19 protein-coding genes and 4 pseudogenes are annotated in these 23,492 nt (G+C 61.8%); 16 read left to right on the top strand and 7 right to left on the bottom strand.

Features of this window, described 5'->3' with window-relative positions; translation table 11 throughout:
• The first annotated feature begins 277 nt into the window (after nucleotides 1-277).
• The gene (brnQ, locus tag AB4N42_RS24045; RefSeq protein ID WP_030138333.1) at nucleotides 278-1,591 is read left to right on the top strand and encodes a branched-chain amino acid transport system II carrier protein; all 1,314 of its coding nucleotides are present in this window, start codon (nucleotides 278-280) and stop codon (nucleotides 1,589-1,591) included.
• Nucleotides 1,592-1,867: 276 nt separating this feature from the next.
• Nucleotides 1,868-2,606: pseudogene (locus tag AB4N42_RS24040) on the top strand (DUF599 domain-containing protein).
• A gap of 77 nt (nucleotides 2,607-2,683) precedes the next feature.
• Here the strand turns inward: AB4N42_RS24040 and AB4N42_RS24035 are convergent.
• A complete protein-coding gene (locus AB4N42_RS24035) occupies nucleotides 2,684-2,935 on the bottom strand; it encodes a hypothetical protein (RefSeq protein WP_030138335.1) in 252 nt (83 codons plus the stop codon).
• A 137-nt stretch (nucleotides 2,936-3,072) separates the two neighbouring features.
• On the opposite strand from AB4N42_RS24035, the gene AB4N42_RS24030 reads away from it, so the two are divergent.
• The 4 genes from AB4N42_RS24030 to AB4N42_RS24015 all read left to right on the top strand — a co-directional run bounded on the left by AB4N42_RS24030 (nucleotide 3,073) and on the right by AB4N42_RS24015 (nucleotide 6,798).
• Nucleotides 3,073-3,549, top strand: coding sequence for a PaaI family thioesterase (locus AB4N42_RS24030; RefSeq protein WP_030138336.1), 477 nt, complete (start codon nucleotides 3,073-3,075; stop codon nucleotides 3,547-3,549).
• The gene (locus AB4N42_RS24025) at nucleotides 3,546-4,007 is read left to right on the top strand and encodes a PaaI family thioesterase (RefSeq protein WP_030138337.1); all 462 of its coding nucleotides are present in this window, start codon (nucleotides 3,546-3,548) and stop codon (nucleotides 4,005-4,007) included. The genes AB4N42_RS24030 and AB4N42_RS24025 overlap by 4 nt, the downstream gene beginning before the upstream one ends.
• An 87-nt stretch (nucleotides 4,008-4,094) precedes the next feature.
• On the top strand, nucleotides 4,095-5,999 hold the full coding sequence (gene htpG / locus AB4N42_RS24020; protein WP_030138338.1) for a molecular chaperone HtpG: 1,905 nt from the start codon (nucleotides 4,095-4,097) through the stop codon (nucleotides 5,997-5,999).
• Nucleotides 6,000-6,069: 70 nt separating this feature from the next.
• Complete coding sequence (locus AB4N42_RS24015; protein WP_460115456.1) at nucleotides 6,070-6,798, top strand: dienelactone hydrolase family protein; 729 nt, start codon at nucleotides 6,070-6,072, stop codon at nucleotides 6,796-6,798.
• A 182-nt stretch (nucleotides 6,799-6,980) separates the two neighbouring features.
• Here AB4N42_RS24015 and AB4N42_RS24010 read toward each other — a convergent pair.
• Nucleotides 6,981-7,842, bottom strand: a pseudogene (locus tag AB4N42_RS24010) (pirin family protein).
• 144 nt (nucleotides 7,843-7,986) lie between these two features.
• Between AB4N42_RS24010 and AB4N42_RS24005 the strand changes: the two are divergent.
• Both AB4N42_RS24005 and AB4N42_RS24000 read left to right on the top strand, forming a co-directional pair.
• Nucleotides 7,987-8,982: an amidohydrolase family protein gene (locus tag AB4N42_RS24005; RefSeq protein ID WP_460116417.1), complete on the top strand. Its 996-nt coding sequence runs from the start codon at nucleotides 7,987-7,989 to the stop codon at nucleotides 8,980-8,982.
• 226 nt (nucleotides 8,983-9,208) lie between these two features.
• Nucleotides 9,209-9,673: a DUF3859 domain-containing protein gene (locus AB4N42_RS24000; protein ID WP_030138342.1), complete on the top strand. Its 465-nt coding sequence runs from the start codon at nucleotides 9,209-9,211 to the stop codon at nucleotides 9,671-9,673.
• A gap of 231 nt (nucleotides 9,674-9,904) precedes the next feature.
• On the opposite strand, the pseudogene fabB reads toward AB4N42_RS24000, so the two are convergent.
• The 5 genes and pseudogenes from fabB to AB4N42_RS23975 form a co-directional block, all read right to left on the bottom strand.
• Nucleotides 9,905-11,126, bottom strand: a pseudogene (fabB, locus tag AB4N42_RS23995) (beta-ketoacyl-ACP synthase I).
• Between the two features lie 11 nt (nucleotides 11,127-11,137).
• Nucleotides 11,138-11,653, bottom strand: a complete 516-nt coding sequence (fabA, locus tag AB4N42_RS23990) for a 3-hydroxyacyl-[acyl-carrier-protein] dehydratase FabA (RefSeq protein WP_030138344.1) — start codon at nucleotides 11,651-11,653, stop codon at nucleotides 11,138-11,140.
• A 249-nt stretch (nucleotides 11,654-11,902) separates the two neighbouring features.
• Nucleotides 11,903-13,804 carry an ATP-binding protein gene (locus AB4N42_RS23985; RefSeq protein WP_030138345.1) on the bottom strand — a complete coding sequence of 634 codons (1,902 nt, stop codon included), beginning with the start codon at nucleotides 13,802-13,804 and terminating at the stop codon, nucleotides 11,903-11,905.
• Nucleotides 13,801-14,733, bottom strand: a complete 933-nt coding sequence (locus AB4N42_RS23980) for an ABC transporter substrate-binding protein (protein WP_030138346.1) — start codon at nucleotides 14,731-14,733, stop codon at nucleotides 13,801-13,803. The genes AB4N42_RS23985 and AB4N42_RS23980 overlap by 4 nt, the downstream gene beginning before the upstream one ends.
• A complete protein-coding gene (locus AB4N42_RS23975; RefSeq protein WP_030138347.1) occupies nucleotides 14,734-16,857 on the bottom strand; it encodes a TonB-dependent receptor plug domain-containing protein in 2,124 nt (707 codons plus the stop codon). It abuts the gene before it with no gap.
• Nucleotides 16,858-17,056: 199 nt separating this feature from the next.
• On the opposite strand from AB4N42_RS23975, the gene AB4N42_RS23970 reads away from it, so the two are divergent.
• The 8 genes and pseudogenes from AB4N42_RS23970 (at nucleotide 17,057) to AB4N42_RS23935 (ending at nucleotide 23,369) form a co-directional block, all read left to right on the top strand.
• Complete coding sequence (locus tag AB4N42_RS23970; RefSeq protein WP_030138348.1) at nucleotides 17,057-18,082, top strand: NAD(P)H-dependent glycerol-3-phosphate dehydrogenase; 1,026 nt, start codon at nucleotides 17,057-17,059, stop codon at nucleotides 18,080-18,082.
• 29 nt (nucleotides 18,083-18,111) lie between these two features.
• Nucleotides 18,112-18,460, top strand: a pseudogene (locus AB4N42_RS23965) (DUF4389 domain-containing protein).
• Nucleotides 18,457-18,909, top strand: a complete 453-nt coding sequence (gene sixA / locus AB4N42_RS23960) for a phosphohistidine phosphatase SixA (RefSeq protein ID WP_217861465.1) — start codon at nucleotides 18,457-18,459, stop codon at nucleotides 18,907-18,909. Before AB4N42_RS23965 ends, sixA begins: the two are co-directional and overlap by 4 nt.
• A 46-nt stretch (nucleotides 18,910-18,955) precedes the next feature.
• Complete coding sequence (locus tag AB4N42_RS23955) at nucleotides 18,956-19,399, top strand: hotdog fold thioesterase (protein WP_198798373.1); 444 nt, start codon at nucleotides 18,956-18,958, stop codon at nucleotides 19,397-19,399.
• Between the two features lie 279 nt (nucleotides 19,400-19,678).
• Complete coding sequence (locus AB4N42_RS23950) at nucleotides 19,679-20,473, top strand: alpha/beta fold hydrolase (protein ID WP_030138352.1); 795 nt, start codon at nucleotides 19,679-19,681, stop codon at nucleotides 20,471-20,473.
• Nucleotides 20,470-21,321 (top strand): alpha/beta hydrolase, encoded by an 852-nt coding sequence (locus tag AB4N42_RS23945; RefSeq protein WP_460115455.1) that lies wholly within the window; start codon nucleotides 20,470-20,472, stop codon nucleotides 21,319-21,321. Before AB4N42_RS23950 ends, AB4N42_RS23945 begins: the two co-directional genes overlap by 4 nt.
• 129 nt (nucleotides 21,322-21,450) lie before the next feature.
• Nucleotides 21,451-22,269: a DUF4892 domain-containing protein gene (locus tag AB4N42_RS23940; RefSeq protein WP_323154576.1), complete on the top strand. Its 819-nt coding sequence runs from the start codon at nucleotides 21,451-21,453 to the stop codon at nucleotides 22,267-22,269.
• Nucleotides 22,270-22,331: 62 nt separating this feature from the next.
• Nucleotides 22,332-23,369, top strand: coding sequence for an AI-2E family transporter (locus tag AB4N42_RS23935; RefSeq protein WP_030138355.1), 1,038 nt, complete (start codon nucleotides 22,332-22,334; stop codon nucleotides 23,367-23,369).
• Nucleotides 23,370-23,492: the final 123 nt, after the last annotated feature.

Here is a 23,492-nt window from a genome sequence, read left to right as displayed (position 1 = left end):
ATTTCATTGTGGGAGCGAGCTTGCTCGCGATGACGGAATGACAGTCGCCAACCATTTACATGCAAAAACGCGACACAGATACGTCGTGTATCGGATAGTTCGCCCTGTAACAGTGCGTTTTGCGCGCAAATTCGTTAGTCTGGCGGCCAATTTTGCGACCGCGGCCCACAAGGCAGCGACGCGCTAAACGGGCCGGTCCCATACGGATCGGCAGCATTTCCCTCACCCATAAGGGAAATCCCTCTCTAAATTCCGATTCAGTAGTGTGGTTTCCTTAATGAAAGTGTTGAAAGGCCAGGACATCCTGGCGCTTGGTTTCATGACATTTGCCCTGTTCGTCGGGGCCGGCAACATCATCTTCCCGCCTATCGTCGGTTTGCAGTCCGGGCCTCATGTCTGGATGGCGGCGCTGGGCTTCTTGATCACAGCGGTAGGGTTGCCGGTGATCACGGTCGTCGCACTGGCCAAGGTCGGTGGTGCGATGGACGCCTTGAGCAGCCCGATCGGCAAGATTGCCGGTGGCTTGCTGGCCGCCGTGTGCTACCTGGCGGTCGGCCCGCTGTTCGCCACGCCTCGAACCGCCACCGTATCGTTCGAAGTCGGCCTGGCGCCATTGACCGGCGAAAGCCCGCTGGCGCTGTTCCTCTACAGCGCGGTGTACTTCCTCCTGGTGTTCTTCATCTCGCTCTACCCGGGCCGCTTGCTGGATACCGTCGGACGTTTTCTCGCGCCGCTGAAAATCATCGCCCTGGCCGTGCTCGGTATTGCCGCTTTTGCCTTGCCAGCCGGCGATATCGGCGTGGCGACCCCCGAATACGTGGCGGCACCGTTCTCCCAAGGCTTCATCAATGGCTACCTGACCATGGATACCCTCGGCGCCCTGGTGTTCGGCATCGTCATCGTCAACGCCATCCGCTCCCGTGGCGTCGAGTCGCCGGCCTTGATCACCCGTTACGCGATCATCGCCGGGCTGATCGCCGGGGTAGGGCTGGCCCTGGTCTACGTCAGCCTGTTCCGCCTGGGCTCGGGCAGTCATGAAGTGGCTGTGGGCGCGACCAACGGCGCCGCCGTGCTGCATGCCTACGTGCAGCACACGTTCGGCAGCCTGGGCAGCGGTTTCCTTGCGGTACTGATCTCCCTCGCATGCCTGGTAACGGCGGTCGGCCTGACCTGCGCCTGCGCGGAATACTTCAGCCGCGTCCTGCCGCTGTCCTACAAGACCCTGGTGGTGATCCTGGCGGCGTTCTCGCTGTTGGTATCCAACCTGGGCCTGACCAAGCTGATCGCGTTCTCGATTCCGGTCCTCACCGCGATCTACCCGCCATGTATCGCCCTGGTGGCCCTGAGCTTCTGCAAGGATTTCTGGCACGAGCAAGGGCGCATCGTCGGCCCGGTGATGCTGGTGTCGTTCCTGTTTGGCCTGATCGATGCGCTCAAGGGCGCGGGCCTGGCGGACTGGATGCCAGCGCAACTCGCTCACCTGCCGCTCAGCGAGCAAGGCCTGGCGTGGCTGGTGCCTTCGGTCATGACCCTGGCGGTCGCGGTGGTGTGTGACCGCCTGCTGGGCAAGCGCAGCGAGGCCTTGGCATAAGCCGCTCGCCGTCAGTTCGCCGACAAAACGAAATGCCCCGTGTCGATCGATACGGGGCATTTTTTTTGAGTGCGGTGTCTTTTTTCGTGGGCTAACGTCGAAGCAGTGTCCTGAAAGCCTGCATGGAACCCTGTGGGAGCGAGCTTGCTCGCGATAGCGGTCTATCAGCCACCTCATCTCTGACTGATCCGACGCCATCGCGAGCAAGCTCGCTCCCACAGGTCCGCAAGGCAGTCTGGCTTTAGACGTCATGTTTTTAGACACACAGGAAATCGAATGTCATTCATCCAAGCCAACCTGATCCATCTCCTGGCCGCGATCTGGTTCATCATCTGCTGGGCCGGCTACACCCGTTACGCCTCATGGAAAGCCCGCGACACGGCCTGCCTGGCCAGTGTCATGCACCTGTACCGCGAAGACTGGATGCGCCGCATGCTGCTGCGCGACAACCGCATCGCCGATGCCAGCGTGATCGGCAACCTGGAGCGCAACGCATCGTTTTTTGCCTCCAGTACGTTGATTATCCTGGCGGGCATCCTGACGGTACTCGGGGCGTCCGACCGGGCGGTGTCGTTGCTGGCGGACCTGCCACTGGTGCAGCAGGCCTCCCAAGGCATGGCGGAACTGAAGCTTCTTTGCCTAGCGCTGGTGTTCGTCTACGCGTTCTTCACGTTCAGTTGGTGCATGCGCCAATACAACTTCGCGGCGGTCCTGGTGGGGTCGGCGCCGATGATCGGTGAGCGGCATGTGTCCGAGCAGGAGCGCAAGGCTTTTGCTTCAAGAGCCGCGCGGGTTATTTCAATGGCGGCCAACCAGTTCAACTTCGGCCTGCGTTCGTATTATTTCGGCATGACCATGTTGGCCTGGTTCGTCAGCCCCTGGTTATTCATGTTGATGAGTGCCGCGCGTGGTCTTCGTGTTGTATCAGCGCGAGTTTCATTCGGATGTACTGGATGTGATGGTCTATACGCCTACCGAAGCGCCAGCGCCCGAGGCGGGCAAGGAAGCGGCCTGACGGCGCAGCAACTTTCCTGGATGCCAGATACAAGAAAACCCGCACCAGGCGGGTTTTCTTTTGCTGCCAAAACCGTATCAGTTGGTTTTAGGCGCGGTGGCAGGTGCTTGTTCCTGCTGGGCGGCGCTGTTCGATTCAGACTGAGCTTTGGCAGCTTCGGCGTTTTCTTTCGCCGCGTCGTTCACTTTATCCTGTGCTTTGTTCATGTCTTGCTGAGCTTGTTCAGCGTGTTGGTTGGCATCTTGAGCTTTGTCCTCGGATTTTTTATCGCAGGCGGCGAGACCGAGGGAGGCGGCCAACATCAAGGCAATAGCAAAAGTCTTACGCATGGGGTGTTTCTCCTTATGGATATAACTACTGGCCGTTTGAGCCGCGCCCCCGGGGTTAAGTTCCTCCTGATCCCATAGATATATAACTTGCCGGCGGATGGAACTTTATCGCGTACCTTGAGGGGAGTATTGGACCGATGGCTGAAGATTCCGTTTTTGACCGCGCGACACGCTTTTTATCTGCGCTCAGGCACTGTCAGGTGTTGGGCTTGAAACTCCACAGCGCCAGTCGCGATGGATTAACCGTCGTGTTGCCTTACAGCCCGCAGATCGTTGGCAATCCCTTGACGGGCATTGTCCATGGCGGGGCGTTGACCACCTTGATGGACACCGCCTGCGGCATGTCGACGTTGTGCGTGTTACCGCAGTTTGAAGTCTGTCCGACCCTGGACCTGCGTATCGACTACATGCACGCCGCCATGCCCGACAAAGCTATCTATGGCTTTGCCCAGTGCTATCGGATCACGCCGGACGTGATCTTCAGCCGTGGGTTTGCCTACCAGGACGATCCGGAGCACCCCATTGCCCATGTGGTCGGCACCTTCATGCGCCTGGGTGACAGCGCCCGCGGAATGAAAAAGGGCGGCCTGGCGGCTGCGGCGCAAAAACCATGACCGACATCACTGAGGCGCAACTGCGCCAGGCGTGTGAGCAGGGCGACGTCGGGCGACTGCTGTCCTTGATTCCCTATGCGCAACTCATCGGCGTCGAATGCACGCGCCAGGGCGATGAATGGCTGTTTTGCCTGCCAGCCAATAAGGACAACATTGGTAACCCTTTACTGCCTGCTATCCATGGTGGGGTCATCGCCGGATTCATGGAGCTATCGGCCGCCGTTCATCTGCTGATCGCCACACATGCGGCCAGTGTACCCAAGATCATCGATTTTTCCCTGGATTACCTGCGAGCCGGGCAGTTTCGCGATACTTATGCGAGGTGCCAGGTCTGGCGCCAGGGGCGGCGTGTGGCCAACGTCGCGATCACTGCCTGGCAGGAAGCTGAAGCCGAACCCATCGCCACTGCCCGGGCCCATTTCAAGATCCCGGCGCCCTCCAAGCCGGCCGGCTCTTGAAATCACCCGAGTTGCCCCCACCTTGAGGACATCCCGCCGCCAATCTCTGCGAGGCGGACACCACCATCCACTTGGAGTTTGATGACCATGAGCGTGGAAACTCAAAAGGAAACCCTGGGCTTCCAGACCGAGGTGAAGCAACTGCTGCACCTGATGATTCACTCGCTGTATTCGAATAAGGAAATTTTCCTCCGCGAGCTGATTTCGAACGCCTCCGACGCTGTCGACAAATTACGTTTCGAAGCGCTGTCCAAGCCAGAACTGCTGGAAGGCGGCGCCGAGCTGAAAATCCGTGTGAGCTTCGACAAGGACGCGAAAACCGTCACCCTCGAAGACAACGGTATCGGCATGAGCCGCGACGAGGTGATCACGCACCTGGGCACCATCGCCAAGTCCGGCACCGCCGATTTCATGAAGAACCTGTCCGGCGACCAGAAGAAGGATTCGCACCTGATCGGCCAGTTCGGCGTCGGTTTCTATTCCGCGTTCATCGTCGCTGACCACGTCGAAGTGTTCAGCCGCCGTGCCGGCCTCGCTGCGAGCGAAGGCGTGCACTGGTCGTCCAAGGGCGAGGGCGAGTTTGAAGTCGCGACCCTCGACAAGGCTGATCGCGGCACCCGCATCGTCCTGCACCTCAAGTCTGGCGAAGAAGAGTTCGCCGATGGCTGGCGCCTGCGCAACATCATCAAGAAGTACTCAGACCACATCGCGCTGCCAATCGAGCTGCCGAAGGAAGTCACCGCTGCCGAAGGCGAAGAAAAGCCTGAAGTGGAATGGGAAACCGTCAACCGCGCCAGTGCCCTCTGGACCCGTCCTCGCACCGAGATCAAGGACGAGGAATACCAGGAGTTCTACAAGCACATCGGTCATGACTACGAGAATCCGCTGAGCTGGAGCCATAACAAGGTTGAAGGCAAGCTGGAATACAGCTCGCTGCTGTACGTGCCGGCCCGTGCGCCGTTCGATCTGTACCAGCGCGAAGCGCCACGCGGCCTGAAGCTGTACGTGCAGCGTGTGTTCGTGATGGACCAGGCCGAATCGTTCCTGCCGCTGTACCTGCGCTTCATCAAGGGTGTGGTGGACTCCAACGACCTGTCGCTGAACGTTTCGCGGGAAATCCTGCAGAAAGATCCGATCATCGATTCCATGAAGTCGGCACTGACCAAGCGCGTGCTGGACATGTTGGAAAAATTGGCGAAGAACGAGCCTGAGCAGTACAAGGGCTTCTGGAAGAACTTCGGCCAGGTGATGAAGGAAGGTCCGGCCGAAGACTTCGCCAACAAGGAGAAGATCGCTGGCCTGCTGCGCTTTGCCTCGACCCAGGGCGACGACGGCGAGCAGATCGTTGGCCTGGCCGATTACCTGGCCCGCGCCAAGGAAGGCCAGGACAAGATCTATTACCTGACCGGCGAGACTTATGCACAGGTCAAGAACAGCCCGCACCTGGAAGTCTTCCGCAAGAAAGGCATCGAAGTGCTGCTGCTCACCGATCGCATCGACGAGTGGCTGATGAGCTACCTCAACGAATTCGACGGCAAGAGCTTTGTCGACGTGGCTCGTGGCGACCTGGACCTTGGCAACCTGGATTCGGAAGAAGACAAGAAGGCCGCCGAGGAAGTGGCCAAGAGCAAGGAAGGCCTGGTGGAGCGGATCAAGACTGCGTTGGGCGATGCCGTCAGCGAAGTACGCGTTTCCCACCGCCTGACCGATTCCCCGGCGATCCTGGCCATCGGCGAGCAGGACCTGGGTCTGCAAATGCGCCAGATCCTCGAAGCCAGCGGCCAGAAAGTCCCGGATTCCAAGCCGATCTTCGAATTCAACCCGGCTCACCCGCTGGTGGAGAAGCTCGACAACGAGCAGAGCGAAGAGCGTTTTGGCGACCTGTCGCACATCCTCTTCGACCAGGCGGCCCTGGCGGCCGGCGACAGCCTGAAAGACCCGGCGGCCTATGTCCGTCGCCTGAACAAGCTGTTGGTTGAATTGTCAGCTTAATCACGTTGTAGGAAAAACCCGCTTCGGCGGGTTTTTTCATTTCCATTGTTCCGCCAAGGGGAAGTCGACTATGAGTCAGATTACGGTTCGTTCGGTGGTGTATCAGCTCGATGGCCAAAGCTATGAAAGCCGCCTGGCCTTCGATACCCACCAGCAGGGGCCGCGCCCGGGTTTGCTGATGGCACCGAATTGGATGGGCGTAGGGGCAGGAGCCGAGGAGATCGCCAGGTCAGTGGCGGCGAACGGTTACGTGGTGCTGATTGCCGATCTGTATGGGCAAACCGTGCGCCCGTCCAATGCCGACGAGGCCGGTGCGGCGATGATGCCGCTCAAGAATGACCGGGCGTTGTTGCGCAAGCGCATGCAGGCCGCGTTCGAACAATTGCAAAGCCAGGGCGAAGCGCAGGTCGACGTTTCGAAACTGGCCACGTTTGGCTTTTGCTTTGGCGGTTGCTGTTCCCTGGAACTGGCTCGCACCGGAGCGCCGCTCAAGGCCGCGATTTCGTTCCACGGCACCCTGGATACGCCCAACCCGGACGATGCGCAGAACATCAAGGGCGCCGTCCTGGTCATGCACGGCGCCTCCGACCCGTTGGTGCCGAAAGAACAACTGCCGGCCTTCGAAGATGAGATGAACGCGGCCGGGGTGGATTGGCAACTGCTGAGCTACGGCGGTGCGGTACATTCGTTCACCGACCCGCAGGCCAATGTGCCGGGCAAGATGATGTACAACGCCAAGGTGGCGGGGCGGGCGTTCCGCTCGATGCACAATTTGCTCGATGAAGTGTTCAAGGGCTGATGGTCTGACACATAGCCCCGTGGCGAGGGAGCTTGCTCCCGCTGGGCCTGTAGGAGCTGTCGAGCGGAGCGAGGCTGCGATCTTTACAGACAGGTTGAATCTCAAGCGAAAGATCGCAGGCTTCGCCAGCTCCTACAGAGTCGAGCGGGAGCAAGCTCCCTCGCCACGGGATGTGTATAACGCTAGGGCAGTTCGATCCGTTCGCTTTCCCCAGGTACGCTCGGCCAATCCCCAGCCGCCCAGCGCCGGCGGGCTTCGTCTATCCGGGCCGGGTCGCTGGAGACGAAGTTCCAGTTCATCCGCCGAGGTCCGTCCAGGGGGGCGCCGCCGAACAGCACGGCATGGCAATCGCTGTCGGCCGACAGCGTCATCTCTTCTCCGGCTGGCAATATGACCAGCGCATGAGGCTCCAGCGGCTCACCGTCCAATTGTGCTTCACCCTCCAGGACATACAGTGCGCGCTCTTCATGTTCCGTGGGGATCAGCAAGGTCGTCGCGGTCTGCAGGTGCAGTTCGGCATACAACGTAGGCGACAGCACCGGCACCGGCGATTCCAGGCAAAAGCCTGACCCGGCGATCATGCGGATGCTGACGCCCAGGTTCTCGCTGACTGGCAGGCTGTTGGCCGGATGATGACTGTAGTGCCCAGGGCCTTCTTCGTGCGATTGGGGTGAGGCCAGCCAGACTTGCAGCCCATGCATGACAAAACCTCGTTCCACCAATGCCTGTGGAGTGCGCTCGACATGGGCAATGGCGCTGCTCGGCAGTCATCCAACTGACGTCCCCGGCGTTGACCACCTGATCGGAACCGAGGCTGTCCTTATGCTGGATCTGGCCCTCGAACAGGTAAGTGAGGGTGGACAGGCCGATATGTGGGTGCTGGCGGATGTTCATGCCTTTACCCGCCGGGTAGGACGTTTGCAGCATATGGTCGAAAAACACGAAAGGTCCGACGCTGCGACATTTGGCGGACGGCAACGGCCGAAGAATCGGCTGGCCTTCCACGTCTTCTGCACGGGGGCGAACGATCAGGGGAGCGGTCATGGTGTCTTCCAGGTTGAACGACGAATCGGCAAAGCATAACCCGAGGTTGCAACGGACGGCAGCGACGGCTTGAACCCAGGCGGGACGGCGGGGGTCTATGCTGCTCATGGCTTCTGGAGAGTGCCCGTGTCGTCTGTCCGTCTGATGTTCGCTTGTCTGCTGGCCGTTGCGAGCAGCGCCGCCGTGGCCCGCGAATATGCCTACAGTGATGCGCACCTGCATTACGTCGATTTCTTCCAGGAAACCGCTGGCATGCCCAAGCTGCTCAAGGCGATGGCGGAAAATCGCATCGAGCACGTCATGATTTCCGGCGTGCCCGTGGCGAAGAAGTGGCACGAAGACGAACCCAAGCGCCCGCGTTATTACGCCGGTGACGATGCGGACGCCTACTGGTACAGCGCCACCGATGTGATTGTCGCTGCGGCAGTCTCCAAGCTCCCTGCCGAACAACGCCAGCACTTCCATCCGTTCCTGTCAGGCTTCAACCCCAACGACAAGAACTCCGACGCGCATATCCAGCGCATGCTCGATCTCTATCCGGGGCTGTGGCAAGGCATTGGCGAAGTATTCACGCGCCACGACGACCTGACGGCGCTGACCTCAGGCGACACGCCGCGCGCCAACAACGAGGCCATGACGCGGATCTATCACCTGGCGGCGGAGAACGACCTGCCGGTGATGCTGCATTCCAATATCACTTCCAAGCGTGAGAAAAATCCGCTGTACCTGGCGGAAATCGAAGAGCCGTTGCGTAATCATCCACACACACGCTTCATCTGGGCTCATGCTGGCACGAGCATGGAGATTCACCGGCACCAGACCCAGCTGGATTTTCTGCTGCCTACTCTGACGCGGATGCTCGAGTCATACCCCAATCTTTTCATCGACCTGTCCTGGAGCCTGCTCACGCCGTATTTGCTGGATGAGGCGGGCGAGCCCCGGGATGAATGGTTGAAGCTGGTAGAGCGCTTCCCGGAGCGCTTCATGGTGGGATCGGACGTGGTAGGGCGATTCAACAAGTTGGGTAAGGAACTGCACAGCTTCGATCCGTTCCTCGATGCCTTGCCTGAGGACGTAGCGAGGAAGGTGGCGCGGGATAACTTTTTGGCGGTGTTGCCTCGCTCAGTGGCAATGGAATAGCCATTCTGTGTGGCGAGGGGATTTATCCCCGCTGGACTGCGCAGCAGGCCCAAAACTGACGAGCATGTTCGGTCTGACACACCGAAGTGACAGGTTTTAGGGGCCGCTTCGCGACCCAGCGGGGATAAATCCCCTCGCCACAAGAGCATCAGGGTGCATTGGCTTTGTCATCAGCCTGTCACCCCCGCGTCATACCCTCGCGCTCATCTCAATCAAGGAGCGCACCATGCACCTCACCCGTTCAAGCGCACTGCTCGCGTTGTTGTTGACCTGCGGCCTGGCCCAGGCGGAAGTCCGTGTCGAAGGCCCGGTGGAATATGGGGTCTTCGAAGGGCCGAAGGCCGAGTTGCAGTCGGGCGAGCGGGTCCTGCGTCGCAGCAATGAGCAGATCCGCCAGACCGAAAGTGTTCCGGCCAAGCTGGGCACCAAGTTCGGCATGCGCTACCAGTTGGCGGGCAAGATCGAGAATGACCAGCCGCTGACCTTGCTGTATTTCACGCCGGGCATCCGTACGCCCGATGGCGTGCGTCACGACAAGTTCGAGGTTATCCAGAAACTGGTGCCCGGCGCGCCGCAAGATGTCATGGCCTACGAATTCACCGAAAGCCACGAAGTGGTGCCGGGGGAGTGGCGGTTCATGGTGTTCCAGGGCGATCGGCTGCTGACGCAGCAGCGGTTTGTCGTGCGCTAAGTTGAAATTAACTGTGGGAGCGAGCTTGCTCGCGATGGCGTCGGATCAGTCAGTATCAAGGTTGGCTGATCCACCGCTATCGCGAGCAAGCTCGCTCCCACAAAGATTTCCATCGCTTTTGAACGGACAAAAAAACGCCCCGAACCAGTCGGGGCGTTTTTGTTGGCTCCTGTAGGAGCTGGCGAAGCCTGCGATCTTTTCGCTTTAAAAGATCGCAGCCTGCGGCAGCTCCTACGCGCCCTGCCAGCGCTTCATCACCAGGGTGGCGTTGGTGCCACCGAAGCCGAAGCTGTTGCTCATCACGGTGTTGATGGTGGCATTTTCGCGAGTCTTGGTCAGGATTGGCAGGTCGGCCACTTCCGGGTCCAGCTCGTCGATGTTGGCCGAACCGGCCATGAAGTTGCCTTCCATCATCAGCATGCAATAGATCGCTTCGTGGACTGCCGGCGGCGCCCAGGGAGTGACCCGAGAGGCTCTTGGTGGAGCTGATGGCCGGGGCCTTGTCGCCGAACACTTCACGCACACCTTTCATCTCCGCGACGTCGCCGACCGGGGTCGAGGTGCCGTGGGTGTTCAGGTAGTCGATCGGTGTGTCGACAGTGGACATGGCCATCTGCATGCAGCGCACGGCACCTTCACCGCTCGGCGCGACCATGTCGTAGCCGTCGGAAGTGGCGCCGTAGCCGACGATTTCCGCGTAGATCTTCGCGCCACGGGCGAGGGCGTGTTCCAGCTCCTCGACCACGACCATGCCACCACCGCCGGCGATGACGAAACCGTCACGGTCGGCGTCGTAGGCGCGGGAAGCGGTTTGCGGTGTGTCGTTGCGTTTGCTGGACAGGGCGCCCATCGCATCGAACAGGAACGACTGGCTCCAATGTTCTTCTTCACCGCCGCCGGCGAACACGATGTCTTGCTTGCCCATCTGGATCTGCTCGACCGCGGTGCCAATGCAGTGGGCACTGGTGGCGCAAGCGGAGGAGATCGAGTAGTTCAGGCCCTTGATCTTGAAAGGGGTGGCCAGGCAAGCCGAAACGGTGCTGCCCATGGTCCGCGTGACGCGGTACGGGCCGACGCGCTTGACGCCTTTCTCGCGCAGGATGTCCAGCGCTTCCATCTGGTTCAAGGTCGACGCGCCGCCGGAACCGGCGATCAGGCCGGTGCGCACGTTGGACACCTGCTCGTCGGTCAGGCCGGAGTCAGCAATGGCGTCTTTCATGGCCAGGTAGGCATAAGCCGCCGCGTGGCCGACGAAACGGTAGATCTTGCGATCGATCAGCTCTTCGAGGTTCAGGTCAATGGAGCCGGAAACCTGGCTACGCAGACCCATTTCGGCATATTCCGGGTTGTACCGGATGCCAGGGCGACTTGCACGCAGGTTAGCGGAGACGGTCTCTTTGTCATTGCCCAGGCACGAAACGATGCCCAGACCAGTGATAACGACGCGGCGCATGCGGATAACCCTTAGAAGTTGTCAGTGGAGGTGAAAACGCCGACCCGAAGGCCTTCGGCGGTGTAGATCTCGCGACCATCCACGGCAACCGAACCATCGGCAATGGCCATGTTCAGCTTGCCCTTGAGGACGCGTTTGATATGAATGTTATAGGTGATCTTCTTCGCAGTCGGCAGTACCTGACCGAAGAACTTCACTTCGCCCGAACCCAGGGCGCGACCGCGGCCTGGCAGGCCCTGCCAGCCGAGGAAAAAGCCGACCAGTTGCCACATGGCGTCGAGGCCCAGGCAGCCGGGCATCACCGGGTCACCTTCGAAGTGACAGGCGAAGAACCACAGGTCCGGAGTGATATCCAGCTCGGCGACCAATTCACCTTTGCCGTACTTGCCACCCTCATCGCTGATATGGGTGATGCGATCCACCATCAGCATGTTCGGGGCGGGCAGTTGCGCGTTACCTGGGCCGAACAGCTCACCGCGACTGCAGCGCAGCAGATCTTCCCGAGTAAAGGCGTTTTGTTTGGTCATGCGAGCTCCTCAATAGTCCCATGCGGCAGGGTGGGGCAAATCTTCCCGGCCGATCGAAGCGTTCATGCCTCGAGTCGGCAGCCTACTCATAGACTATTGCGTTGTAGTGAAAGTCACAGCACACGGGAAATGAATGTACACCTGTGCACTGAAATTGTTATTCCTGTCCCGCTCGAGGCGTGTCCGGGTGCTTAAGACTGCCGCACTTTCGCCTTTCACGCCAGTCGCAGATAGTCCAACGCCCCGTATTTACCCTACCCAGCGTTGGAGAGTCTGCTGCAAGTCAATTCGCTTGAAGGGTTTGGCCAAGTAATCGTTCATGCCTGCCGCCAGGCAGGCTTCCCGGTCGCCCTGCAATGCATTGGCTGTCAGGGCGATGATGGGCACCTCGGTACAGCCCGGCAATTGGCGGATCTGCCGGGTGGCTTCGTAGCCATCGATGACCGGCAGCCGGCAGTCCATCAGGATCGCTTCGAAAATCAGGCTCTCGGCGCTGCGTACGGCCTGGGCGCCATCGGTGGCGACGCTGACCTTGAAACCCAGGCTGCGCAGCATGGCTTCGATCACCGTCTGGTTCACCGGGTTGTCTTCTACCAGCAGGACATTGCGGCCTTCTCCATCACGGCTTCCGCCAGGCAGGCGTGGAGGCAACGGCGGTGGGGCCAGGCGCGACAGGGCCAGGGGGATCTCCAGGGTAAACACCGAGCCCTGGCCTTCCTCGCTCTGGGCGCGCAGCGTGCCGCCCATGCGTTCGGCCAGGGTGCGCGCGATCGGCAAGCCCAGGCCCGTGCCGCCGTAGCGCCGGGAAATCGAACTGTCGGCCTGCTGGAACGCGTCGAACATCCGCTCCAGGCTCTCGGCCGGGATACCGATGCCGCTGTCACGTACCGTGCAGGTGAACCAGAGTAGTTCGTGGTCCAGGGCTTGCCATTGGCATTGCACGGTAACGCGGCCCTGGTCGGTGAACTTCAGCGCGTTGCCGATCAGGTTCACCAGGATCTGCCGGATCCGCGTCGGGTCGCCTTGTACCTGCAGCGGCTTCAGGTCGTCGGGGATAAGTAGGTCCAGGCCCAGCTTGCGTTGCGCGGCGCTGTGTTGGAACGACTGGGCGCAACTGCCCACCAGCTCCGCCAGGTTGAACGCAATGTGTTCCAACTCCAGTGCGGAGCGTTCGATACGCGAGAAATCGAGGATGTCGTTGATCACCTTCAACAGGTGCTCGGTGGACTCCGAGGCCAGCGCGGTGTACTCGTGCTGCTCGTCGGTCATGTGGGTGGTTTCCAGCAGTTGCAGCATGCCCAGCACGCCGTTCATCGGCGTGCGCAGCTCATGGCTCATCATCGCCAGGAATTCGGACTTGGCGCTGTTGGCCTTTTCCGCTTCTTCCCGGGTCTTGATCAACTGGGCCATGGCCTGGTGCTGTTCACGGCTGGCCTGCTCGAGGCCGTCGGCGAGGTTGTTGATGTGCCGCGACAATGCCCCCAGTTCGCCGTCGTCGACGATCGGCAGCGGGGCGTTGTAGTCGCCTTGCTGGATCGCCTTGACCGCGTTGCCGATGTCGCGGATCGGCCGTGACAGGTCGGCCGCCAGGCGCCGCGCCACCAGGAACGTGAACAGCAGGGCGAACAACGCCAGGATCGCGGCCTTGAGCAGGATTTCCTGCTGACGCTGGCTGAAGGCGTCGCTGGACATGCCGACGATCACCCGGCCCAGGTAATCCTCGCCGGGCGTTTCGGTGGTCGGATTATTGCCTTGCAGGAAGTCATTGTTCAGGGCAATGCGCTGCAGGCGAACCGGGGCCTGGAACACTTCCACCTGTTGTGAATGGTTGCGGGCCTGGGCCGGTTGCTCGACGTACACCAGGACTCGCTCCGTGCGGTCCTGGACCTCGAGGAAACGCACGTGGGGCGTGGCCAGGGTCGCGGTGAGCAGGCTTTCCAGCACTTCGTTGTTGCCGGAAATGACCCCGTATTCCGCTGCCGGCGCCAGTTGGTTGGCGATCAGTTGCCCGGTGTGGTTGAGTTCCTGGCGCAAGTCCTGGATCCGCACGAAGGTGAAGAAGCCGATCAGCAACACGGTCAACAACAAGGCCGGGCCGAGGGCGATGAGCTGGGTGCGGGTGTGGATATCCCAACGACGACGCAAGGTCATGGGCGGTGTTCTCCTTCTGCCAACTGCGCAGCGACGGATTCGGCATCGATCGGTTCGATCCCCAGGGAACGGGCGACCTGTTGATTGCTCAGGACTTTGAAGCGGGGCGGGTACAGGGTGCGCGGCCAGGTGGTGGCGGGGCGGTCGAGCAGATCATCGAGAATCGCCAGCCAGTCTTCCTGGTCGCTGTATGTGCTGGCCAGGCTGCCCGCCTTGACGAAGGCCGGGCTCGGGCCGATCAGCGCGCGTTGCCGGGCATAACTGCTGAGCAGCAGGTTCTTCACCGTCTTGGGGTTGTACAGGTCAGGATCATCCAGGCCGAGCAACACGTCGCTCTGGCCCAGCAGGTTCTGTAACGGGCGGCTGTCGCTGCTGTCGTCCCAGCGCTCGCCGACAATTTCCAGGCCCAGGGCAAGCGCCGCCTGATGAGCATCCTTGAGCAGGAACTCGCTGTGCTTGTCGAAGAGTATGCCGACCCGTCGCACTTGCGGCAGGACCTGGCGAATCAGGCGCAATTGCCGCGCCATCGGCGGATCGCTCCAGAGCAGGCTCAGGTGCTCGGGCGTTGCATCGCCCAAGCGATCGCGGGCTTGCTGGCGGCTGATCCGCAGCACCAGGGTCGCCGGGCCGTGGATCTTTTGCAGGCGCCAATCCAGGCTCGGTAAATCCAGCAGCACCAGGCGCAGGTCGCCGGGTAACCGGTCCGGCGCCGGCAGGTCGGCCACGGGGGCAAACCGAACATTGTCGTAGGGGCGTCGGGCCTGCAAGGCCTGGGTAAACGACTGCACGCCGGGGCTATCCTGGGCGCCGGTCAGCAGGATCTCCGCAGCGCGGGCGTCAACGACGCTCAGCAGACTGGCAAACGCCACCCACAGCAACAGCCAAAGGCGGCCACGGGATGGCGTCTTGCGGGGTTGGCGCCGAGACATCTAGAAGGACAACTCTGCGCTGAAATACAGGACGTGACGGGAGTCGTAGCGATTGTCGACGTAAGTGGTGGGTTGATCGTCGAGGCGCTGTTGCATCACCCCCGCCAGCTCCAGGCTGGCCTTGCCCAAGGGGATTCGCCGGGCGAGGCGGGTGTCGACCCGCTCGTAGCGATAACCATTGAGGGCATCGGCGGCGTAATAGAAGACCGCGCTGTTCCAACCCCGGCCCCAATCGCGCAACCAGCCGGCGGAACCGCTGTTGCGGGCGGTCAGTTGTTCGTCGAGGGGGTTGCTCGCCAGGGCATCGACGTAGGCGTAAGTCAGGCGCAGCCGATCGGCAAGGGTCACGCGCCAGTCCAATTGGGTCTCGGCACCGGTGAATTGCGATTCGTTGCTGTTGCTGGCGATGTATTGGTTGTTGCGCAGCGGCTCGCTGATCATGCCGGTGATTTCGTCATGGAACAGCTTCACATCCATCGTCAGGCCAAGGTCCATGAAATAGCCGTTGTAACCCAGCTCTCGGGAGCGCATGTGCTCTTGATCCAGGTTCCCCGGGCCGCGCGTGCGTACGAAATAGCGTGCACTGTCCTGGCCGAACGCGGACGGCTGCAGGTTGGAGACTTGATAGCTCCAATTGACGTTGTTCTCGAACATGTCCGGCGAACGCACCGCCTCGGAATACACCGCCCGCAGGCCATGTCGCGGGGTGATCAGGTAGTTCACCGCCATCCGCGGTGTCAGCGAACTGCCGGTCAGGCGCGTGTCCTCGAACATCGCGCCGCCCTGCAGCAGCCAGTGTTCGCTGGCTCGCCATTCGAGCTGGCCGAACAAACGGTAGGTGGTGTCGTCCAGGGTACCGTTGAAGTAGGTCTCCGAGTCGGCCCGGTCGTAGCGATAATTCGCCCCGGTGACCAGCCGCAGGCTGTCGGACAGGCTGAGGGTGTCCTGGATCTCCAGGTCATAGCGCGACTCGCGGGCGCTTTGGTCGATGTCGCCGCACAGTGTCTGGGAAGCGCCGTTGCGCCACTGATCGAGCACCTGATTGGCCAGTGCCTGTTCCTGTGCGGTACCGGGCGGCGCGCCCGAGCCGAGGAAGCTCGGAATGTTGCGGGCCAGCTTCTCGGCGTAGTTGGGGTTGAGCTGCCAGAGGTCGGTCAATTGCGGGCTGAAGGACACCTCGGCATCACAGGCGCGCCAGGTTTGCTGGCGATCCCAATGCTGGATCGAGCCTTGTACATAGAGGCTGTGATTGGGGTTCAGGTCCAGGTTCCAGCGCAGCGAACCGGCGTAATCCTTGGCGATGACGTCAGAATTATCCCCAGCCGCTGTAATCCCGGCGAACACAGGGCGATAGGTGTAGGGCCGCTGATTGGTCCCGTCCTTGGCGTTCAATTGCCAATCGATGCTCTGGGATTCGTCCAGGATTTGGCTGACGGACAGGTTGAAGCGGTCCAGTCGCCGGCTGTCGCGGTAATCGGCACCGTTGCGGTCGCTGTCGAAACCGTCGTCTTCCTGGCCGGACAGCGAGAGTCGGAAATCGCCGTTTTCCCAACCACTGCCCTGGCTGGCGTACCAGTCGCCGATCCCTCGCTGGCCCCGGGTGATCTTCAGTCGGGTGCCGTGGCTGTCGGCCGGGGCGCGGGTAATGATGTTGACCACCGCCATCAGCGCGTTGGCACCGTAGCTGACGGTGTTCGGGCCCCGGAAGACTTCGATTCGGTCGATGTCTTCCATGGCGACCGGAATATCGCTCCAGTCCACTGTCGCCAGGCCGGCGCGATACACCGAACGGCCATCGATCAGCACCTGCATGCGCCGCGCTTCGCTGGCGTTGGTCCCGTGGTAATTGACGGTGGCCTGGTTGCCGCTGAGATTGCCGACCATCATGCCCGGCACCAGGCGCAACAGTTCGCTGATGTCCCGGGCGCCGCTGGCCTTGATCAATTCACGATCGAGCACGGTCATGCTGCCCGGCACTGCGGCCGGCGACTGTTTCAGGCGCGTGGCGGTCAACACCTGGGGCACGGCCTGGCTGTCCACGAACAAGTCGTCGGCCACTACCGGCGGACTGATGATCAGCGCCAATAGCAGTGAAGAACCTGGACGGGAGGGGCCAACGAACACGGCACAGCCTTGGATAATGAAAGGAAGGCAGGCATGTTAACCGAGCCGAACGACTTTTCCATTCACGTTGACAGCATTTTCCTAGGAATTGATGGTCAGCTTCCTACAGCTATGGGTAATTACTGACGGGGCTGGTCGCGGTCCGGCTGCTCCGTATAATGCCCCGCATTGCCACTTGGTACGGAAGAGCGGATTGCATATGACTGAACAGCGCCCGATTGCGGTCCTGGGAGGCGGGAGTTTCGGCACTGCCGTGGCTAACCTGCTGGCGGAAAACGGCCACGCGGTGCGCCAATGGATGCGTGACCCCGAACAGGCCGAGGCCATCCGGGTCAACCGGGAGAATCCGCGTTACCTCAAGGGCATCAAGGTCCGGCCTGAAGTGGAGCCGGTCACTGACTTGCAGGCCACACTTGAAGGCAGCGACCTGTTCTTCGTGGCCTTGCCTTCCAGCGCCTTGCGCTCGGTATTGGCGCCCCATGCCGAACGCTTGAGCGGCAAACTGCTGGTGAGCCTGACCAAAGGTATCGAGGCGCAAACCTTCAAGCTGATGAGCGAGATCCTCGAAGACATCGCCCCCAAGGCGCGAATCGGCGTGATCTCCGGGCCGAACCTGGCGCGCGAGATTGCCGAGCATGCCCTGACCGCCACCGTGGTCGCCAGCGAAGATGAAGAGTTGTGCCAACGGGTCCAGGCCGCGTTGCATGGCCGCACTTTCCGCGTCTATGCCAGCGCGGATCGTTTCGGCGTGGAGCTGGGCGGGGCGCTGAAGAATGTCTACGCGATCATCGCCGGCATGGCGGTCGCCTTGGGCATGGGCGAGAACACCAAGAGCATGCTGATCACCCGGGCGCTGGCGGAAATGACCCGATTTGCCGTCAGCCAGGGCGCCAATCCGATGACTTTCCTCGGGCTGGCCGGGGTGGGCGACCTGATCGTTACCTGCTCTTCGCCCAAGAGCCGCAACTACCAGGTCGGCTTCGCCCTCGGCCAAGGCCTGAGCCTGGACGAGGCCGTGTCGCGCCTGGGTGAAGTGGCGGAAGGGGTCAACACCCTCAAGGTGCTCAAGGCCAAGTCCCAGGAGGCCGGCGTGTACATGCCGCTGGTCGCCGGTCTGCATGCGATCCTGTTCGAAGGGCGCACGCTGGAACAGGTGATCGAACTGTTGATGCGTGGCGAACCCAAGACCGACGTCGATTTTATTTCCACCAGCGGTTTCAACTGATTCCCTTTGACCGCAAGCAGGAGCGAACCATGAACGATCCGAAAGGGCAGCCTCAATACGAATCCATCCTGCTGCGCGTGCTGTGGATGGTGATTTACCTGCTGGTCTGGCAGGTGGCGCAATTCATCCTCGGCGCCGTGGTGCTGGTGCAGTTGATCTACCGGCTGATCTACGGCGCGCCCAGCGCCAGCCTGATGAATTTTGGCGACAGCCTGAGCCAGTTCCTCGCGCAGATCGGCCGTTTTGGCACCTTTCACAGTGACCAGAAGCCTTGGCCATTCGCCGACTGGCCGACCCCACGCACGCCGGAAGGCGAAGCGCCCCACACCGTGGCGCCAGGCACCGCACCCGGTCCGGGACGAGGAGCCGAAGCTATGAAACTGTGGGTATTGCGTCATGGCGAGGCCGAGCCCCACGGAGCCCGTCCCGATCCGGAGCGGGTGTTGACGATTCATGGGCGCGAGGAAGTGCTGCTCAGCGCCGGTCGATTGATAGGCGAGCCGTTGCGGGCCATTTATGCCAGCCCTTACGTGCGCGCCCAGCAGACCGCGCAACTGGTACGCGAGGCCCTCGGATTCGAGCCTGAGTTGATCACCGTGAACTGGTTGACGCCGGAGACTCGCCCGGCTGAAGTGTTGAAACACCTGGACGATCAGGGCAACGTTCTGCTGGTCAGCCATAACCCATTGGTGGGCAGCCTGCTGGGCTTTTTGCAGCACGGTCACTTGCAGCAACCGGAACAGGTTTCGACGGCTGGCTTGGCCGAGCTGGAAGGTGATCTGCCGCTGGCCGGTGCGATGAAGCTCAAGAGCCTCAAGCATCCCTGAAACGAACGGTCCCAAGGCAAAATAAAAATCACAAGGAACGGCAACGATGAGTCTGTGGCGCACCACCCCGAATATTGAACAACTGAACGCCGCTGGTAAAAACACCATCAGCGAAGTGCTGGACATTCGTTTCGAGTCCTTCGACGACGAGTCCCTGACTGCGAGCATGGTTGTTGATCACCGCACCCACCAGCCGTTCGGCCTGCTGCACGGCGGCGCGTCGGTGGTGCTGGCCGAAACGGTCGGCTCCATGGCCGCCTACCTGTGCGTGGACACCAGCAAGTTCTACTGCGTGGGCCTGGAGATCAACGCCAACCATTTGCGGGGCGTACGCAGCGGACGGGTCACGGCCACGGCCCGCTCGGTTCACCTGGGGCGCACCACCCAGGTCTGGGACATCCGGTTGGTCAACGATGACGGCAAGGTCAACTGCGTATCGCGCCTGACCATGGCGGTGGTGCCGTTGGGTGAGCAGCCGCCGGCGCGTTGATGCCTGCGGGGTGGAGCAGTCCATTGTGGCGAGGGAGCTTGCTCCCGCTGGGGCGCGAAGCGGCCCTCGGTCTCGTGACTCGATCAGCCGGGCACACCGTGTTGCCCATCTTCGGGCCTGCTGCGCAGCCCACCGGGAGCAAGCTCCCTCGCCACGGGGCAGTGGGCACGAGCCCATATCCCAACCCCGACTGTCATCATTCCTGTCAGTTACGGTCATTGCCGCGCCGCCGGGTTCTGCGCAGAATCGATCGCAGTTCTCGCAATGGATCGGCCCAACATGTCGCAACAGGTGTTTTTCGCTCACGCCAATGGTTTCCCCTCGGCCACGTACGGCAAGCTGTTCGCCGCACTGGCGCCGCAGTACCAGGTCGCGCATCTGGAATTGCACGGGCACGACCCGCGCTTCCCCGTCGATGACAACTGGAACAACCTGGTGGACGAGCTGATTCATCATCTGGAGCAGCAACCGGAACCGGTCTGGGGAGTGGGGCATTCCTTGGGGGGCGTGCTGCATCTGCACGCGGCGTTGCGCAGCCCTTGGTTGTATCGGGGCGTGGTCATGCTCGATTCTCCGGTGCTGACCCGTGTGGATCGCTGGCTGATCCTGGCCGCCAAGCGCCTGGGCTTCATCGATCGCCTGACGCCGGCGGGGCGAACCCTGGGGCGGCGGGAGGAGTTCAGCGACCTGGAATCGGCGCGGACTTATTTTGCTGGCAAGACGCTGTTTCGCGGTTTCGACCCAGAGTGCTTCGAAGCGTACCTGCAACATGGCTTGCAGCCGGTCGGCGATCGGTTGCGACTGCGCTTCGACCCGGCCACGGAAATCAGCATCTACCGAGGTGTGCCGCACACCAGCCCCGGAAGGGCTCGAAAACTCGAAATCCCGCTGGCCGTGGTGCGGGGGCGGCAGAGTCGGGTGGTGATGCGTCATCACGCCCGGTCGGTGGGACGCATGCCCTTCGGCGAGTCGCTGAGCATGCCGGGCGGCCACATGTTTCCTCTGGAGCGCCCACTGGACACCGCCAATCTGCTCAAGGACCTCTTCCAGCGCTGGGAAGGACGCCGCCCATGAGCGTCGTTGAAGAAGTCCGCCTGAGCCTGTCCCATATCGAACTGGCGGCTCATCTGTTTGGCCCGGAAGACGGCCGACCGGTGATCGCCTTGCATGGCTGGCTGGACAACGCCAACAGTTTCGCCCGACTGGCGCCCCGGTTGCAGGGCGTGCGGGTGATCGCCCTGGACATGGCCGGCCACGGTCATTCCGGGCATCGTCCGCCTGGCGCCGGCTATGCCCTGTGGGACTTTGCCCACGATGTGCTGCAAGTGGCCGAGCAACTGGGATTGAAGCGTTTTGCCCTGCTGGGCCATTCCATGGGGGCCATTGTCTCGCTGGTGCTGGCCGGGTCGTTGCCGGAACGTATCACGCACCTGGGCCTGATCGATGGTGTGATTCCTCCTACGGCGAAAGGCGATAATGCGGCGGAGCGCATGGGCATGGCCTTACAGGCGCAGTTGGAGTTGCAGCAAAAACGCAAACCCGTCTATAAAACCCTTGACCGGGCCATCGAAGCCCGCATGAAGGGTCTGGTGGCGGTCAGTCGCGAGGCCGCCGAGTTGCTGGCCCAGCGCGGCTTGATGCCGGTGCCGGGAGGCTACACCTGGCGCACCGACAATCGCCTGACCTTGCCCTCACCGCTGCGCCTGACCGACGAACAGGCCATGGCCTTCGTGGCGCGGATCGCTTGTCCTGCTCATCTGGTGGTGGCGGCGGACGGTATGCTGGCCCACCACCCCGAATTGCTGGAACGTCTACCCTTCAGTCATGAACAGTTGCCCGGCGGCCATCATTTGCACCTGAACGATGAGTCCGGGGCGGCGCTTGTAGCAGACTGTTTCAATCGGTTCTTCAGCGTTTCTTGACTTGCGCCGGGCAAGTGTCGAGGCTGGGCGGGTTGAAAGGGAGCCAACCATGACTGATAACCGTCCACTCGCCTTGCTGCGCATTGACGAACGCCTTTGCGTCGCGCGGATCCAGGCGAAGCCGATCCAATGAAATCATCCGTCCACTCATTCGTCCTGCTGACGCTGGCCTGTTTCGCGCCGGCAGTGCTGGCCGCCGATGTGCCTGGCAGCCAGGACCTGGAGCGTGTGCCACGCATGCCCGACGCGCAAATCGTCGACTATCGGCAAACCAGCGACCTGGAGCGGATCTACCCCATGGGTTCGATCCGCAAGATCAGCGGCCAGTTGCGTTTCGACGGACAAATCGATGCCCGGGGCAACGCCACCTCGGTGACCTACGAGCTGCCGCCCGAGCATTCCGCCACACAGGCCTTTACCGCTGCCCGCGAAGCGCTGCAGAAACAGGGCGCCGAGCTGCTGTTCTGGTGCCAGGCCCGCGACTGCGGCGAAAGCAGCCTGTGGGCCAACGAAGTGTTCGGCAATGCCAAGCTCTACGGCGCCGACAACGGCCAGGCCTATCTGCTGCTGCGCCTGGCGCCGCCAACGGACAACACGCTCATCGCGCTGTATGCCATCACCCGTGGCAATCGCAAGGCCTACCTGCACGTCGAACAGTTCGAAGCCAATGCGCCGCTGGGCGATGTCTTGCCGACCTCGGCGACCCTGCTGCGCCAGCTCAAGGACACCGGCGTGCTGGACCTGCCGCGCCTGGCCGGTGAACCGGACGATACCTGGCTGCGCCTGCTGTCCCGGGCGTTGAACCTGGACACTGGGCTGCGAGTCAGCATCGCCGGGCCGCAAGCCGAGGCGTGGCGTCAGGGCTTGATCGGCCAGGGTGTGCGCGCCGCTCGAATGGAGGCGGCCAGCGCTGAGGCGGCGGGCCTGCATCTTGAATTGCTGCGATAAGCTGTTGCGGGGGCGGCGCTTGAATTGGTTACCCCCGTATCTTTCATTTTCCGAGATCTTTCATGCTCAATAACGATCGGCTATTGGTGCAGATCCTGCTCCTGGTGTTGTTCGGTGCAAGCCTCTGGGTGATGGCTCCGTTCTGGTCGGCGCTGTTCTGGGGCGCGGTGCTGGCGTTTGCCAGTTGGCCACTGATGCGCCTGCTGACCCGTTGGGTCAACGGGCGCGAATCCCTGGCGGCGGGCTTGCTGACGGTGGGCTGGATGTTGCTGGTGGCGGTGCCGCTGGTATGGCTGGGATTCAACCTGGCCGATCATGTGCGCGACGCCACGGCGTTCATCCGGGATGCACAGGTCGACGGCTTGCCCGAGGCGCCCGACTGGCTGGCCGGCGTGCCATTGGTGGGCGGGCGCCTGGTCGGTATCTGGAACAGCATCGACCAGCAGGGCGCGGCGATGATGGTGTCCATCAAGCCGTACCTGGGGCAGGTCGGCAACTGGTTGCTGGCCCGCAGCGCCCAGATCGGCGGCGGCATCCTCGAACTGACCCTGAGCATCGTATTCGTCTTCTTTTTCTATCGTGACGGCCCGCGGCTGGCCGCGTTTGTCCAAGGGCTGCTGGAACGACTGATCGGCGACCGTGCCGGTTATTACGTCGAGCTGGTGGCCGGGACGGTGCAGCGGGTGGTCAATGGCGTGATCGGGACCGCGGCGGCCCAGGCGGTGCTGGCGTTGATCGGCTTCCTGATCGCCGGGGTCCCCGGAGCGCTGGTGCTGGGTATCGTCACCTTCCTGCTCAGCCTGATCCCGATGGGCCCGCCACTGGCCTGGATCCCCGCCACGGCGTGGCTGGTCTGGAAAGGTGAATACGGGATGGCAGTGTTCCTGGGCATTTGGGGCACCTTCATCATCAGCGGCGTGGACAACGTGCTCAAGCCCTATCTGATCAGCCGTGGCGGAAACCTGCCGCTGGTGATCGTGCTGTTGGGGGTGTTCGGCGGGTTGATTGCGTTCGGCTTCATCGGGCTGTTCATCGGCCCGACATTATTGGCAGTGGCGTACAGCTTGCTGACGGATTGGAGCAAGAGCCAGGCGCGATAATTGAAAGCCGTCCATCCCGCTGGGGCCTGTAGGAGCTGCCGAGCGAAGCGAGGCTGCGATCTTTTGATCTTTCGCTTGGGACTCAAGCGTCTGGGGAAAGATCGCAGCCTCGCTTCGCTCGGC

The organism is Pseudomonas sp. H2_D02 (assembly GCF_054677635.1).
Note: the sequence above shows the minus strand (reverse complement) of the source record. Positions and strands in the feature narration are given on the sequence as shown.

Coding starts and splice junctions, on each gene's coding strand:
- AB4N42_RS23950 (WP_030138352.1), top strand. CDS start 19,679: ATGTCGCAACAGGTGTTTTTCGCTCACGCCAATGGTTTCCCCTCGGCC.
- AB4N42_RS24035 (WP_030138335.1), bottom strand. CDS start 2,935: ATGCGTAAGACTTTTGCTATTGCCTTGATGTTGGCCGCCTCCCTCGGT.
- AB4N42_RS24005 (WP_460116417.1), top strand. CDS start 7,987: ATGTTCGCTTGTCTGCTGGCCGTTGCGAGCAGCGCCGCCGTGGCCCGC.
- fabA (WP_030138344.1), bottom strand. CDS start 11,653: ATGACCAAACAAAACGCCTTTACTCGGGAAGATCTGCTGCGCTGCAGT.
- AB4N42_RS23970 (WP_030138348.1), top strand. CDS start 17,057: ATGACTGAACAGCGCCCGATTGCGGTCCTGGGAGGCGGGAGTTTCGGC.
- AB4N42_RS23955 (WP_198798373.1), top strand. CDS start 18,956: ATGAGTCTGTGGCGCACCACCCCGAATATTGAACAACTGAACGCCGCT.
- AB4N42_RS24000 (WP_030138342.1), top strand. CDS start 9,209: ATGCACCTCACCCGTTCAAGCGCACTGCTCGCGTTGTTGTTGACCTGC.
- AB4N42_RS24015 (WP_460115456.1), top strand. CDS start 6,070: ATGAGTCAGATTACGGTTCGTTCGGTGGTGTATCAGCTCGATGGCCAA.
- brnQ (WP_030138333.1), top strand. CDS start 278: ATGAAAGTGTTGAAAGGCCAGGACATCCTGGCGCTTGGTTTCATGACA.
- AB4N42_RS23935 (WP_030138355.1), top strand. CDS start 22,332: ATGCTCAATAACGATCGGCTATTGGTGCAGATCCTGCTCCTGGTGTTG.
- AB4N42_RS23940 (WP_323154576.1), top strand. CDS start 21,451: ATGAAATCATCCGTCCACTCATTCGTCCTGCTGACGCTGGCCTGTTTC.
- htpG (WP_030138338.1), top strand. CDS start 4,095: ATGAGCGTGGAAACTCAAAAGGAAACCCTGGGCTTCCAGACCGAGGTG.
- sixA (WP_217861465.1), top strand. CDS start 18,457: ATGAAACTGTGGGTATTGCGTCATGGCGAGGCCGAGCCCCACGGAGCC.
- AB4N42_RS23980 (WP_030138346.1), bottom strand. CDS start 14,733: ATGTCTCGGCGCCAACCCCGCAAGACGCCATCCCGTGGCCGCCTTTGG.
- AB4N42_RS23945 (WP_460115455.1), top strand. CDS start 20,470: ATGAGCGTCGTTGAAGAAGTCCGCCTGAGCCTGTCCCATATCGAACTG.
- AB4N42_RS24030 (WP_030138336.1), top strand. CDS start 3,073: ATGGCTGAAGATTCCGTTTTTGACCGCGCGACACGCTTTTTATCTGCG.
- AB4N42_RS23985 (WP_030138345.1), bottom strand. CDS start 13,804: ATGACCTTGCGTCGTCGTTGGGATATCCACACCCGCACCCAGCTCATC.
- AB4N42_RS24025 (WP_030138337.1), top strand. CDS start 3,546: ATGACCGACATCACTGAGGCGCAACTGCGCCAGGCGTGTGAGCAGGGC.